Source organism: Brucella anthropi ATCC 49188, assembly GCF_000017405.1.
Taxonomy (GTDB): domain Bacteria; phylum Pseudomonadota; class Alphaproteobacteria; order Rhizobiales; family Rhizobiaceae; genus Brucella; species Brucella anthropi.
The window spans coordinates 78494-93589 of the sequence record NC_009671.1 but is presented as its reverse complement, the minus strand read 5'-3'; the positions used below and the strand labels follow the sequence as shown (position 1 = coordinate 93589).

Here is a 15096-nt window from a genome sequence, read left to right as displayed (position 1 = left end):
AGTCAGGCAGCGGCGAAAGGGGATCTGTCGGGATTATTTACCGCAATGGCACCATGACGGCGCGGCTGCGGTCGTCACTTTTTGCTTGACTGGAACGGCCCCGTTACCGAAGTCCTGACCCTAAGCGATATTTAACCGACGCGTCCTATGGATGTAGGGATCGACGCCTGGGAGAAGACATGTCGCGTTACAGCCCGTTTCACTCAAATTCAGAAACCACCTTAGAGGCGGCGTCAGAATGGAGAGACCGCTGCCTGAAGAAGGACGGATCGCTCTTCGGGCCGGACCACCTCTGGTCGCATGAAGGCCTCACGGAAGTCGCCGAACGCTTTAGCGGCGCCGTCGAAAGCGGCGTCGGCGGATTCTACGAGAAATTGACGCAGCAGTTTAAAGGCGCATCCCCGAACGTCTGCAAATTGCTGTCCGAGATTCTGTGGATTCTGTACCTCTTCCCCATCAACATGGGTCCGCATTCGAAGCGCGAAGGTATAGGCAAAGTATGGGCATGGTCGGGAGCGCCGCTCCAAGGTGAACAGGCCGAGCGACTTCTATCCGACGACGTTCTAAAGGGACTCGGCTCTGGCGGACCCGGCTTTATGAACCATAGGCCACGAGAGTTGGCATTCCTCATTCGTGCCATGATGGCCTTCAAGTCGCTCTCACCCGAAATGCAGCTGTCGTTGCTCGATGATGCGTGGGCTTTCGCGACATGGCTGGATGAGGTGCCTGACGCCGGCAGGCGGCAGCTCAAGCTAATCGTGCCGCATTTGCTCTTTCCCGAGACGTTCGAGCGATTTTCAAGCGCGGGGCAAGTCAGGCAGGTTCTTGAAACGCTTGGGAACCTGCCCCGTACAACGGTCAGCCAGATGACCAAGATCGAGCAAGATCGTGAACTGGCGCGCGTTCGCCAGAAGTTGGAGGAGAGCCGGGGAGAACTGATCGACTTCTACCAGCCTGACGTCAAGGAGGTGTGGGATCCGGCGAAAGAAATTGACGATGCGCCAACCCCGACCTCCGTCGGCATCCACGACGTCGCGGGCGCCGACGAGATTTCGTCGAGCATGCCGCTCAATCAAATTCTGTATGGCCCTCCCGGAACGGGCAAGACCTTTCAAGTCGTCGATCGAGCCGTCGCCATCCTAGACCCGACTTTTCTGGTTCGGTCGGAGGGGGATCGCAAGGGCCTGAAGGATCGTTTCGATGAACTTGTCGATGACGGTTCAATCCGCTTCGTCACTTTTCATCAAAGCTTCAGCTACGAGGAGTTCATTGAGGGCCTGCGGGCGGAAACGACAGATGAAGGATCTGTCCGCTACGTGGTTCGCGATGGCATCCTGAAGTCGTTCTGTGCATCCCAGATCCGGCCCTTCAAGCTCGGAGAGCAGTTCTCGAGCGGATATGTGGTCAGCCGATGCACTCCCGAGATTTTGTGGCTCGACAAGCCGAACGGCTCGCAACTGCCTTTCCCTTGGAAGGTGCTCGACGAACTCGCTGAAGCGGTCCGACATGGCAAGCTCGCCGTCCAGGACATCCGGGACAAGAAGGTCTTCGATCTCATTCCCGATTGCCGGCTCGAGAAATTCCTCGTCAACGGCTACAACAACATCATCCCAGTTCTAGTTGAGCGGCTTCTCGAGCGCACCCCGACAAAGAACGACGTTTTCCGCAAGAGGGTCCTTATCATCGACGAGATCAACCGAGGCAACATCTCAAAGATACTCGGCGAGACGATCACGTTGATCGAACCGTCAAAGCGTCTCGGTACGAAAGAAGCGCTAACGACGATCCTGCCCTATTCTAAGACGACGTTCGGCGTCCCAGTGGGGCTTCACATCATCGGCACGATGAACACCGCCGATCGCTCGCTTGCGTCGATCGACATGGCTCTACGTCGTCGCTTCGTTTTCGAGGAAATAGAGCCGCAAACGACTCAGCTTGAAGGGGTCGAGATCGCGGGCGTTGATCTTGCTCAGTTGCTTTCAGTGATGAATGCGAGGATCGAGGCGCTTCTGGATCGTGATCACCGCCTGGGACATGCCTATTTCCTGAACTTGCAGGCTTCCGACGACATCGATCAACTCAAGGAGCTGTTTTCCCGAAGGATCGTCCCGCTTCTAAAGGAATACTTCTTCGACGACTGGCGGCGAATTCGCCTCGTCTTGAACGATCAGCGGAAGAACGACCCGCGGGATCGATTCGTCGTCGAGGGACCGCACGACGCGGCGGCGCTTTTCGGACCCGAACAACACGGGGTCGCGATCAATGGAACCTGGCGGATCAATGCGACAGCCTTTGATCGACCGGAAGCCTACAGGCAAATCATCGGCGGGCAGAATGCCGACCGTTAAGGAGTTCGCCCGGCTGACGACCAAGCAGGTATCTTCCTCCCTGGATTGCGCGTCGATCTCGGCGAGTGCCTTCGATTGGCTGCTGCGGTACGGGCGAGGCAATGACGAAGAATTCCCGTTTGTGCAGATCAAGTCCCCCGATACGATAAGCCTACAAAACTATGTCGGCGTGATCGAAACGCCATGCGGCACTCGGGTCGAAATCTTGCCGAAGCACGTCTCAGAGACGTCAGACGTGACTAGGATCCGCAGCCTGCTCATCAAGATGATAACGGAAAGCCTCAATCTGCGCCCTCGTCGCGCAGGCAACGCGGGCGTAGCGGCCTTCCATATGCCGATGACCGAGTGGTTTGCCAGTGCGTTCCTAGAGGAAGCTTCGGACCTGATCAGGCGGGGCCTCCGCTCCGGCTATGCCACCATCGGAACAAGAGAGCCGTATCTCCGCGGGCGACTTGAGGTCGCAAGGCAGATCGGCGCAGCCGGCGGACTTCATCAGTTCAGTGTTCAGTTGGACGAGTATTCGCTGGACCGGCCGGAAAACCGGATTTTGCGGTCCGCCGTGGAACATGTCGCCCGCAATACGGCCTCGTCGGAAAACTGGCGCCGAGCCAGAGAACTGTCAGCGCTCCTCGGCGAGGTACCGGAAAGCGGAGACGTCGGCTCCGACCTCGGAAAATGGGAGCGAGGGAGGCAACTCGCCGACTATGGACGCGTTAAGCCCTTGGCCGAATTGCTGCTCACCCATCAGCTGCCCTTTGCGACGCTCGGCGACCGGAAAGGCATGAGCATGCTGTTTCCGATGGAGCGGCTTTTTGAACGATATGTCTTTTCTTCAGTGTCGGCCTCGCTCAAGCCGGGCTTCGAGTCCGTTTGGCAACCGAGCCGACATCACCTCTGCTCCCTCGGCGCAGAGGAATGGTTTCGGTTGAAACCCGACATGCTGGTGCATGACGAGGCGCGGAGATGGATCATCGATGCGAAATGGAAACGGTTAAACCCCGACCGAAGCGAAAAATTTGGACTGGCGCAGGCGGATTTCTACCAGCTCTTCGCGTATGGCCAGAAATACTTGGGGGGATCGGGGGACATGTTCTTGATGTATCCGGGGACCGATGAGTTTCCCGAAGTCCCGGGACCATTCGAATTTTCCCGGGATCTTCGCCTTCACGTTCTGCCGTTCGATATGCACTCACGTACCGCGCCTGTGTGGCTCTCCGTTATAGGCAGCGACAGCAACGAGGAATCTGCGGCATAATTTCTCAGTCCGACGAGCTATCGTTGCAACATTGGAGCTCGAGCAAAGAGGATCCAGTCTACGCTCGTTCTCCAAGCATTCGGCTTAGGCGAAAGCCGCGTGAACCGAAACTACGACAGGGCCTCGCGATCCATATGCCCGCACTGTAACTTGTCGGCCGGCTCGGTCCGCCCGTAGCGCAGGCAGCGTGGTCCATGATGTGAAAGGATTTGAACCAAAGACCGGCCAACTAAAAACTCAACTGTCTGAAGCAGCTACTTTTCTGACTTACGGCTCAGTCTTCCGTCATCGCACGCGCCAGTTGGTCCGACAAAGGCTTCAGCAGATAGGACGTCGCCGGGCACTGTTACTTTAACGAGAGTGCAGACGTAACGTATTCTTTGGCGCATCTGTCATGCGGATTTCAGGCACGTGATTTCGCGCCACATGTCAGTGGCGGCTTGTCGTAACTCACGATGATCGGCGGCATTGAATTGGTTTCGGGGGAAATAATTTAGGTTGTAGATCGGATCATGTATCGACGTGAAATTTTGCACATGTCGCGCCGATTTAAAGCGCTTCATAACCCGCTCTCGTCGTCGGATCGGCTGATGCGAATTCTCTGCCCGATTGTTCAAACCCTTATGCTGGCGATGATCGCAAACGCTAAGTCCCATCGTTCGTTTGGCAGCGCCATATGATCGTAGTTTATCGGTGACCATGATCCGGGGTGCACAGCCCTGTGCAGAGAGAAGCTTGCGCATGAAGCGCTTGGCGGCCTTGGTATTACGGCGTTTCTGGACCAGAACATCCAAAACAAAACCATCCTGATCAACTGCTCGCCAAAGAATGTGATGCTCACTTTTGATAGATATTACACATTCATCCAGGTGCCATTTATCGCCAAGCCGCGGTGTGCGGCGACGGATATTACTGGCATAAGCACGTGCGAATTTCTCCGCCCATTCGTACACGGTCTTATATGTGACGAAGATGCCACGATAAGCCAGCATGTCTTCAACCATGCGAAAGCTTAGCGGAAAGCGGAAATACAACCACACCGCCTCTGCAATAATCTCAGATGGATAACGATGGCGGCGGTAAAGCGAAGAACGAGGTTCGGTCATCACCCGTTATCGCAACTGATGTTTACACTTAGGTTAAGGTAACAGTGCCCTTCGACCAGCTATAATAAAGGCTCTCGGCGATCCCCTCGCGGCGGCAGATCGCAGCAATGCTGTCTTCCCCGCGCAGTCCTTCCAGAACAATGCGGATTTTATCCTCTGCCGAATAATGTTTACGCGTGGCACGCCGGATGTCTTTGATCGTTTTCTCGGACGCAGATGTCTGAGGTACGGTTTTCTGTCTCATCTTCGCTTCCTTTGAATAAGCTATGATGAGCCGAAAACCCTCTCTTCTCAATTAATCCAATTTGGTCTCATGGGCGTTGATCCGGGACAAATTTCCACCACGTTGTCGAAAGTAGTGGCGATTTCATCATTCGCTCGAGCTAGAAGACGCACAAGCTATGGATACCCGAAAGCCGGTCGCGCTTTGACGTTTTCAAAGCGCTTGGTGACACACAAGAAGACGAGGTACAGCAGCCAGTAGACGTTCACTATCGCCATGCGCAAACCGCAAAGTGCCGCATACCACAGTCGAGAACGGGTACGCGCGACACGGAGAAGACACCAGCACCACAATCGTCCATAGCGGCTGAGTGAGTTCACGCTCGTGATTACTTCGTTGTCTCGTGACGAATATCCACCCGAACGGGTCCGACGTTGTATTCCATACGCTGGCAAGTTGAGCTTGCCTTCAAGAGGCTCAAAAGCTTGCTTCACCTCGGTCGGTTACCGGCCAAAGACAAAGCATTAGCGCGGAACTGGATTATGCTCACCCCATCGTAGCTTTTCTAATCGACGATATGACCTGAGATCTCCTAGACTCCCTCCCCTACACACGGAACAATCGCACATAGAAAGACTTCTATCCGGCGACTCTACAGATTGTTCGTGGCAATCTTGCGAAATGCTATTCTGGACCTGCCAGAGATTTCCCATGTAAAATTGAACACTGTCAAAACTCTACGTCACAGGCGCTAACGCCTTAAGTTTGCGCCCATGGCGGCGTCCATCCCATCAGAACCATTATTCCCGCATCAAAATTTCATTTCGAAATTTGCGTTGAAAACATGGTCCCGTGAAGAAGCAGAATACTGTCCCGTGTAAGACAATCCCAACGTGACGCTGGATGTGACGTCAATATCCAGCCCCGCCTCAATTGACGCGCTGTCTTTTGCAAGAGGCACACCGGCAATGGTAAAATTGTCGCCATCTGAGAAAGCAAACACAACTTCAGGCACCGTGCCATTTATTGCGTGTCGCCAGCCGGCCATGCCGCGCAGTGTCGCTTTCATTTCCCCAAGGGTAACAATCTGCTCTCCGCGCAGGCCAAGCGTGGTAAATGTCATATTGGTATTGCTGCTTGGACTGTTAAGCGCTGCTGCACCACCGGTCTCTGATAAACCATTGGTGTGCAGGCTGACATGCGCCAGATTTGCAAAAGGCTCAAGCCGCATGCCATTCTTCAGACGAATATCGTAACCGAGTTCGCTGAAGGTCTGAAAAGTACCGGCGCTGTAGTCCGCTTTGAGCTGCTCGTTCAAACCCGGAATGGCCACAAAACGACCGGCATCCACATTATGGTATGTATAAGCAATGCCGCTTCTGAAATTCACATTGCTCCAGTTAGTTCCTGCATAAAGACCGAGATGATAATTGTCAGAGGATGCCGATCCGCTGCCAGTATCCCCTTTGATGCGGGAATGGCTGTAACCGGACAGCATACCTGCACGCCAGTAATCAAGCATGGTATCTGCCCCAATCAAGAGACCACCGGTATTGCGACCCATACCGCGGGCATTGCCGTCACTATCCGCTGAGCCCCAGCTGCCAAAAGCCTGTGTCCAGAATACCGGCCCCGAATGCGTCGCGGCAACGGCAACCGGATCACTCTGTGAGACGTAGGCCAATACCGGAGCAGTAGACGCACCAGCATCACCGAAAGCTGCACGCAGACGATCATTGGCGGCATTGCGGATAAAACGGCTGTCTTCAATCAGTGCTGTCTTTGCGGAGGCATGAATTTCACCGGACAGCGCATCAAAGGCCTGCCGTGCACTGGTCTCATCTGTCAGTGACGCCACGAGATCATAGACCGTATTACCGACGCCGATGCTCTCAATCCCATTGCCCGTTGCACATTGATTGGAAGTCACGGCAACATCGCAGAAAGCGACGGCATTACGTTTAGCATCAATATATACGTGATTACGGTCATAGCTGAGTGCGAGATCAACAAACGGCATATTCTGATCAAGGTTGTTAAAGACCCCCGTCACACCGCCTACAACAGTCACAATCGTCCACCGGCTTTCGGGCAGATAGACACCACCCGCTTTCAGTGCATAGACCGTTCCGCCGTTAATATTGGCCTGTCCTGTTACCGTAATCAGATCACTTTCAAGCGCCGGATTGATCTCGGCTTCCAAGGTTGAACCCGCTTCAAAAGTAAGATTACCGTCAATTGTCAGTGTATCGATAGAATTACCCGGTGCAATTGTTGCACCCGAAGCAACCCTCACCAGAGATCCTGTGCCGGAGCCGATCGTGCCGGAACCGCCAAGTCTCGCTCCGGCGAGCACATCCAGTGATCCGCCAAGATGGCCGGTGCCGTTTGCATTGCCGACCAGCAATGTTCCCGCATTGAGCGTGGTTGTGCCGGTAAAGCCGGAGCTGTCACCGGTCAAAAGCACGGTTCCTGTACCATCCAGCGCAAAGCGACCGCTGCCGGACAATACACCGGCGTAATGGCCTGCATGACTGCCGTCGAAATGGAGTGAAGTGCCGGAGGCAATCTCCGCATTACCGCCGAACCGGTCAGCCGCGGTGATCAGTTCTCCACCGGCAATCGTCCAGTCCAGCACAGATGTGCCCGCAAGCGTAAGCGTCCCTGCGCCGCGCTTTTCCATCCGGCCTTCAACACCGTCCAGACCGGCAATATTCCCCGCAAATGTCCCAGCAACATTCTGATCAAAGATCATGGTTGCAGCATTGCCGATATGGCCGGATAGCGATCCGGCATCGCCGGTCAAAATGCCGGACTGCACGAGTGTATTGCCGTAAGCGTTCCCGCCATTCTCAAGGCGCAGAGTGCCTGCACCGGACTTGATCAGATCACCGGTGCCGGTGATAACACCGGTCAGGCCGAATTCGGTTCCGGCAGCGATGTCGAAAGTGCCGTTTCCGGTCAGCCCGATTGCACGGGCACTGTCAAAACCGGCTGTGGTGGCAAGTGTTCCGCCGCTAAAGGTCAGCCCCCCCAGCCCAGCTCCCAGATTATTATCCGCAGAGACCTGCAATATGCCGCCCGCAATGCTTGTTCCGCCCGTATAGGTGTTGATACCCGACAGGATGAGTGTGCCGCTGCCGCGCTGCTCAACACGACCGGTTCCGGAAATAACATTGCTGAAAGCAAAACTATCTGAACGGTTGAAGGCAAGAGCGGCATTATTGGTGATGTCGCCCAGAACCGAGCCCGTTATGCCGCCGTTGCCGAGCTGCAAAACCCCGCCCTGAATTGTGGTGCCGCCGCTATATGTATTGGTGCCGGTCAGCAGCAGCGTGCCGTCCCCCGCTTTCGTCAGACTTGTACCATCCCAACCGGACACGACATTCATCACCTGATCGGCCAGTGCTGTACCGACGGTAAAATGGTCAGTTGCATTGGCAAGGGTGAATGTACCATGAGCAAGATTATTACCCGCAGTCCAGCTCAGACCATAGCTCGCCAGATATTTTGTTTCGTCATCGGATTTGCGGGTATGGACAGTCATATAATCGACCGTTCCGTTAAAACCGCCGATCGTCACCGCTGAAAAATCCCCGCTGATGCCGTTCCGCGTCGAGATCAGAACCTTCTCAAGCTGACTTTCGTTCTGAATGCCACTGAGATTGAACGCAACACCATTGCCGATCCTCATCCGGTCAGACTCAAGTGACGGCTGTCCCGCACCGGCATTGATTGCCAGCTGTGTCTGATCCTGCAGATCAATGGTATTTGATACCCACAAGGATGAGGAACCGGCGATTGCGAGTTTGCTTCCCGCACCACTGACATTCAGATCACCCGAGAGACTGTTGATCGTGCTTTGTGCCCCGCCGCCAAATTGCAGTGTTCCGCCCGTGACTGCAGCCGAACCGCCAAGTGTGCCTTGCACGATCAGCTTGCCGCCGGACACGGTTGTCATACCCCTGAAGTCGGTATTGTCAGCCGTCAGCACTGTTGTTCCGGCGATCTGATTGATGCTGCCCGTGTTCCCGCTTTTCATGCGTGTATCGAAGACATAATTGCTGTCGGTGTGGTTGAAACGCAGCGTGGCGGTTCCCTTGCCAAATTCGAGCAGCCCCGCTTTCAGCCGCCCTGCAACAGCCGCCTTGGCAGCGTCATTGCTGTCTGCACCGATGCTGAGCGTACCGGTTGAACCAAAACCCGGGAACAATCCGTCTTTCGCCAGATAGACCGTGCCCTTTCCGTCCGCTCCGGCCTCAACGACTGCGCCCATCGTAATGGAAACGGAACCCGAGCCGTAATTAAAGGGCGTACCAAAGCCGATATTGAGGTCGCCGGTATTGATCCAGCGAGAACCTGATCCCTCAACAATAACCGAGCCGGTGCTGTTAGTCATACTGCCGATAAAGCTGTCACCATTCGTAACAATACCGCCATTGGTGATCCGCAAAGTTCCTTTGCCGCCCATGTCACCGACCCGCAAAGTACCGGCATTGCTCCAGTTCGAACCTGTGCCGGACACGACGACCAGACCTTCACCGGCGGCACCATTGAGTGAGCGGCCGATATGGCCGTCAGTGCTGGTCAGGGTTGCACCGTTCAGAACATAAACCTCCCCGTGGCCATCTACACCGGCCAACAGAGCGGCGCGGTTATCCCATCTGGATCCCCGACCATTGACGACCGCTGTCGCCGGTTCTCCGGACACACCCTTCACATCACCGAAACTGTTGGTAACTATGCCGCCCTGATCAATGACGAGCCCGCCGTTACCGGCACCGCCAATTGAGAGATTACCGTCAATCAGCCAGCGCGCGTCAGTACCAGTGACACGCAAATTGGCTGTTGCACCACTGGTCGTTCCCGCATCGATATGGCCTGCACTGCTGCCAAGCTTTCCGGCAATTTGCAATGTGCCCTTGCTTACACTGGTTTCACCCGTGAAGGCTGAACTGTTACCGGTCAGGATGGTTATGCCTGTGCCTGATTGCAGGAGGCTCCCGTTTCCGGAGATTGCACCTGCCAGTGTCAGAATACCGGAACGGTTGAAGGCAAGTGCCGCACTATTATGAATATCTCCTGCAAGGGAGCCTGTTGTGCCGCCGTCACCGATCTGCAAGGTGCCGGTTTTAATATCCGTGCCGCCTGTATAGGTATTGTCTCCCGTCAGCGCCAGCGTGCCGGTACCGTCCTTGATCAGGGATAATCCGCCGCTGCCGTTTTCAATAACACCGGCAAAAACAGAGTTTACATTGCCATTCGCAGTGATCACAGCAGAATTCGGAGCACTGTTAGTAACAGTACCGCTGCCGGATAGCGCAGTGAGATTTGTACCAAAACCGTTGACATCAACAACGGCATCTTTCGCAATCGCTACGCGCACGGGAAGTGTAGAATTTGTATCTATGCCCAGCGCTGTTTTGCCGGCGAGCAAACTTCCTATCTTAACTGTGCCGCCCGCAACATGCGTTTCCTGACCGGCAGCACCGGACCGGCTGGCATTGCGAAAGCTGAGAAAAACAGTTCCCGTATCCGCAGCACTTCCCAGTGTCAGAACAGAGCCGTCTTCCGCCTTAAAGCCAGTCATAATATTGAGCGTTGCGCCAGCGGCTGCAGCCAGTGTTCCGGACTGACCGCTCAGTAAACTGATTGTGCCTGTCGACAGTAACATGTCCGCAATGGCGGATATGACACCACCTTCAAGATTATAAGAGACGTTACGGGATGTCGCCCTGTCAAAAGCCAAAGTGTCTTTGACGGTCAGCGTTGCCGGTGCGGATGCGCTCAATTCGCCGCGCACAGTTGTTTTACTGTCCTGCAGTACAGAAGCATCGCCGGACAGGTTCAGTACGCCGTTAATCTCACCACCGGAGAGGATCGTTTTACCAGCAACATTAACCGTCGTGTCTTTGGCGATGACACCGCGTTTTTGTGTGAAAGTACCGGCATTCAGGGTGATATTCCTGCCGGTTGTCCCATCTGTCTGATTATAATGCCCGCTGATATTAACTGTCGTACCGGTTCTGCCGGATACTGTGCCACCGGTTTGCTGCAATTCTCTGATTGTTTCGTTACCGATAAGGACGTCAAAGGCGCCATTGGCGCCAACATTAACCGTCGCACCGGATGCCAGCGCCGCACCATCAGTCTGCAATGTTCCGTTACGCACTGAAAGTGTGGTTGAACCGACATCCCCTGCCCCCAGAAGTGCGAGGGTTCCGCCTGTCACATCAATATCGCTGAACATGGAACCGGCACTGGCCCCATAGAGTGTCACTGTACCGGCACCGGTCTTGGTCAGCTTATGCGTGCCGAAGATCTTGCCTGCAACACTCATTTCCGCGTTTGCGCCAACTGTATCGACAGTTACATCCGATGCCAGATTCAAAACAGCCGTCGACTGAAAAATTGGCGTATGATTCCTGCGGGTCACAATAATACGGGCATCATCCGTTGTTCCCGAATTCAAGGTCAATGTACCGTTCTGAAAAGCATATCCGCCCAGAACACTATTGTTTATGTTGAGGGTTCCGACGGTATACGGACCACCATCCAGACCGACATAATAAGTTATGCCGTCACTCATGCCGTTAAAGGTAACTTCCGCTCCGGCGCTGTCGGGAATGCTGCCGGATGACCAGAATGCGGGCGAGTTCCATCCCCCGGTGGTTCCTGTCCATACAAATTCAGCCCGCGCGGTCTGCACAGAAAGAGCCGGACACATCACAATTGCTGCTGCAACAGACCAATATCTGATCCCGACAAGCGCCGTTGTGTTCTGCAATAAAGAACGCATCTTGTGCACGGTTGTCTTATACATGATCAGCCCCCGGATCTGCCGATACCGTCGGGCGACCTGAACCTGCACGCACATAACGACAATCAGCATTGCAGGCGCCACATTGCTTTATTTTTAAAACAATGTTGCCACCTGATATAAATAAAATCTGATCGCAAATTTGAATTTAAGCTGGTGCTTGTCAAGCCGTAAGAGACTAAAATTTATAACTATATCAATCTGTTATATTGAGCGTCTCAAAAAATATTCCAAAACTTTTCTGTATGTCTCACATCGTAAAAATGTCGCGCTCTGTTAAACCGACAAAATCCTATCGCATGGCTGCAAGCCAGCGGCTCCAGTCAACCTCTGAGGTCGATTCGGTATGATGACGGGTACTGCCGAAGGCCATTTCCCGATAGTCGCGTGGCGGCATGCCGAAATGGCGTGAAAACAATGTGCTGAAAGTCTGCGCATTCGCAAAACCCCAGCTGATTGCAATCTCGCTGACAGACAGGTGACGGCAGGCCGGATGCACCAGATCATCCCTGCATCGGTAGAGCCGCCGCTGCCGGACATAGCTGGAAAAGCCGTGAACCGGTTCCATGATCCGGTATAATGTTGCCCGCGAGAAAGCAAAATGCTGTGCGACACTTGCTGAACTCAACGTGAGATCGGCCAGATTATCCTCAATATAGCGACGCACCGCCAGCCATGCCGCTGTACGGACGGGGACAGCCTGCTCTTCTGTCACCACGCCATTGAGAACAGCTGCAGCCAGTGCCAGTGTAGGCCCCTGCATCGCCATAGCCTGCGCCGGTGTCATTTTGGGTCCTGCTGCATAAAGGGCCAGAACATGACTGCGCAATAAGGCCGTCAGCGGTTCCTGAGCCGCCAGTCGCGAACCGCCATAGCCATCAGGCTGCGCAAGCAACGGATCAAATAGACGCCGTGGTAAAACCAGATCAAAACTCTGATATTCCGTCGATACAGTCTTCAGTGGCTGCGTCATGTCAACGATCAGAAGATCACCTTGCTGGGCAATTTCTTCACGGCCACGCGCCTGTGCGCTGCGCTTACCAAAGACATAAAATTGCAGCATATAATAATCGAGGCTGTCGACGGCGATCCGCGATTTAACGCGCTCGGTCGTCTGGCCGGAGCTGCGAACAGTGCCAAACATCAGATCGCCCGCATGAAAAGCGTCGACATTGGCATAGAAACTGTCATAGGTGAGCTCAGAAACATCCCAAACGGAAGTCGCACTGTCCCGCCACAGCGGAATGCGCTGATGCAACGGCAGTTGGTTGGTATTGAGAACCGACCGCGGTACGAAACTTCCCCCAGACCCCATTCGTTCACATTTTCCTTGTCGTTAAAAGCACACTTAATGCTTGAGTATACACTCTTCATCTTTCCGCTTTAGCAGGTGAGCTTGTATGCATATTTATGCTTTGTATCGTAATCTTTTTATCGATCCAGTGCCAGAACCAAGCACCTCAACTTCCGATAGCCTGAGACCGCTCCTTCGCTGCGTCAGCACTAGGCGTTCCACCGCTGACAATTTCGGTGAACATTCTACATCGGGACTATTGGAACGAAGCTCTCCACACAAGCCGTGACGCCTCATCAGCTCAAATCCGAAATCCGACACGGCCGCGTTGCGAGCGTCTTTTTTCAGCAAAGGATCCTCCCTACCGGACGGAAGACCAAACGGACCGCCGTTTCGAGAACTTTACCGAACGGGTGACGATGCGCTCATTTATGCGGCGACCCGAAATTTCGTAAACGTCGCTGACGAACTTTTTTGGCGGAATGCAGCCCCTGACTCTTTCATACGAAAAACTGTTGGCGTGCAAGCATTGTTCGATGTGTTTCGCGAGATAGCAGGGCCTATGCTGAAAGAGGGCGACCTCAGTGCAGACGCATTTCGCAAGCGGCTATCTCCCGCGAGCTGGGTCGACTTCGCTAATGTGCGTTTCCAAATTGCTTCAGGTTCCAATCGCACTGTAATCCGTCGTATCATTCGTGCCAATTTGGAACTGATCCCCGTATCCGAGCTACCGATCGACGACCATCAGTTTGTTAGAAACTGAATATGAAGTAGCTTCATCTAAGCGGTGAAGTGCGTGAAGCGTTGCTAAACAACGCCCCACGCGCGAAACCGTCCCCTGCCGGTCATTTCGCGCAAATTTAGCTCTTCCACAAGTCGAAGGGCGGCACGGGGCGTGATGTCGAGTTCCGCAGCGATCATACCGGCCGAAACCAGGGGCCTCGCCAGCACCAGTTCGATCAGACCGGGAAGATTTGACGAGGCACGTCGGCCGAGAAGCCGTCTTTCCATCATCTGGCGCGCCAGCAGCAACCGGTCATGCTCTTTAAAACACGCTTCAATTCCGGCAATCAGCCCGTCGAGACTGGCATGCAGTCGGGTTTCAAAGTTGCGATGGCGCCGCCGTTCGACACGGATGGTTTTCAGGGCGGCATTGAAGGCCAGCAAATGCGCTTGGCTTGTCAGCCCTTCGCGCCGGAGCAATGAGGCGGCCAACAAGCGGCCCAACCACGGCGCTCGCTGCAAAACGGCAAGCTCGTTCCACGCATCAAGCGCCAGAATGGCCTGCAGCACCGGCGGCAGATCGTTGATCGACCGCAAAACGGTTCGCCATTCCTCGAGCCGTTCCTCTTCATCCCAGTCGGGATCGCGGATCAGCGGGTCAGTCTCCGGCTTAGCCATCCTCTGCGGCTGTTTCGCTTTGGTCAGAACGTCTTCGGACCGTGCCAGCACAGCGTCGATGGCGTCGAGATCGATGCCGGGCAAGTCGAGTCTCTCATCCCAACGATTTTTTCTCCCCTCCCCGTCCTGATCCGGCCGTTCGACAGTCGCATCGTGCACAGTGGCGCTTTCGCCCTCCGCGACGATGCCGCCGCCACCCAATGAGGCTGCAGGCCCTGCCTGTCGCAGACTGCGCAAACCGTTTTGGCTCAGCGCCCAGTCCGGCGCCTGCGCGGAAATGCGCCGCCTTGTCTGCAACACGTCCCGGGCAATTGTCAGCGCGTGGCTGGGCGAGCGGATATCGCGGGCCGCCTCATGCAGGACGAGGTCTTCCATCTCGACCAGTTCGCCATCGAGCCACAATGAGGCGCAGGCATCGGCAAAATGCAACCGTTCGATCAGCCCCGCGCCGACCGGCGAGTGGGCAAGGCGCTCGTCGAGGCGTACCAGAGCCGCACTGGCGCGCGTCAAGGGCTGCAACAGGGCCTTCAGAGGCAAATCATCGAGATCGTAACGCATTGAAAACATGGTAAACAAATTCTCGAACGGACACCAGTGTTTATTTACTGTCCGGCACTGGCGATGGTTGGAAGTAGCACCTTTCATCATC

At 54.8% G+C, this 15096-nt stretch carries 7 protein-coding genes and 1 pseudogene; 3 read left to right on the top strand and 5 right to left on the bottom strand.

The annotated features are described in order from the left end of the window. Positions 1–179: 179 nt before the first annotated feature. Both OANT_RS25200 and OANT_RS24805 read left to right on the top strand, forming a co-directional pair. Positions 180–2348 carry an McrB family protein gene (locus OANT_RS25200; RefSeq protein WP_011983100.1) on the top strand — a complete coding sequence of 723 codons (2169 nt, stop codon included), beginning with the start codon at positions 180–182 and terminating at the stop codon, positions 2346–2348. Further along, positions 2335–3603 (top strand): McrC family protein, encoded by a 1269-nt coding sequence (locus OANT_RS24805; RefSeq protein ID WP_011983099.1) that lies wholly within the window; start codon positions 2335–2337, stop codon positions 3601–3603. Before OANT_RS25200 ends, OANT_RS24805 begins: the two co-directional genes overlap by 14 nt. 392 nt (positions 3604–3995) lie before the next feature. On the opposite strand, the gene OANT_RS24800 is transcribed toward OANT_RS24805, so the two are convergent. After that, positions 3996–4709 carry an IS6 family transposase gene (locus tag OANT_RS24800; RefSeq protein WP_011983098.1) on the bottom strand — a complete coding sequence of 238 codons (714 nt, stop codon included), beginning with the start codon at positions 4707–4709 and terminating at the stop codon, positions 3996–3998. A gap of 49 nt (positions 4710–4758) precedes the next feature. Continuing rightward, positions 4759–4953: pseudogene (locus tag OANT_RS24795) on the bottom strand (transposase); the annotation flags it as partial. A gap of 413 nt (positions 4954–5366) precedes the next feature. Between OANT_RS24795 and OANT_RS26135 the strand changes: the two are divergent. After that, positions 5367–5492, top strand: a complete 126-nt coding sequence (locus OANT_RS26135; protein ID WP_144243781.1) for a transposase — start codon at positions 5367–5369, stop codon at positions 5490–5492. Between the two features lie 251 nt (positions 5493–5743). Here the strand turns inward: OANT_RS26135 and OANT_RS25195 are convergent, their stop codons facing one another. The 3 genes from OANT_RS25195 to OANT_RS24775 form a co-directional block, all read right to left on the bottom strand. Next, positions 5744–11755, bottom strand: coding sequence for an autotransporter domain-containing protein (locus OANT_RS25195; RefSeq protein ID WP_011983096.1), 6012 nt, complete (start codon positions 11753–11755; stop codon positions 5744–5746). A 289-nt stretch (positions 11756–12044) separates the two neighbouring features. Beyond that, complete coding sequence (locus OANT_RS24785) at positions 12045–13067, bottom strand: helix-turn-helix domain-containing protein (RefSeq protein WP_011983095.1); 1023 nt, start codon at positions 13065–13067, stop codon at positions 12045–12047. 786 nt (positions 13068–13853) lie between these two features. Next, entirely contained in the window at positions 13854–15014 is a 1161-nt protein-coding gene (locus OANT_RS24775) for an RHE_PE00001 family protein (RefSeq protein ID WP_011983093.1), read from the bottom strand. Positions 15015–15096 lie beyond the last annotated feature (82 nt).

Bases quoted from the DNA above. Each gene is read 5' to 3' on its own strand.
- OANT_RS24800 (WP_011983098.1), bottom strand. From the start codon at position 4,709: ATGACCGAACCTCGTTCTTCGCTTTACCGCCGCCATCGTTATCCATCT.
- OANT_RS25195 (WP_011983096.1), bottom strand. From the start codon at position 11,755: ATGTATAAGACAACCGTGCACAAGATGCGTTCTTTATTGCAGAACACA.
- OANT_RS25200 (WP_011983100.1), top strand. From the start codon at position 180: ATGTCGCGTTACAGCCCGTTTCACTCAAATTCAGAAACCACCTTAGAG.
- OANT_RS24805 (WP_011983099.1), top strand. From the start codon at position 2,335: ATGCCGACCGTTAAGGAGTTCGCCCGGCTGACGACCAAGCAGGTATCT.
- OANT_RS24785 (WP_011983095.1), bottom strand. From the start codon at position 13,067: ATGGGGTCTGGGGGAAGTTTCGTACCGCGGTCGGTTCTCAATACCAAC.
- OANT_RS24775 (WP_011983093.1), bottom strand. From the start codon at position 15,014: ATGTTTTCAATGCGTTACGATCTCGATGATTTGCCTCTGAAGGCCCTG.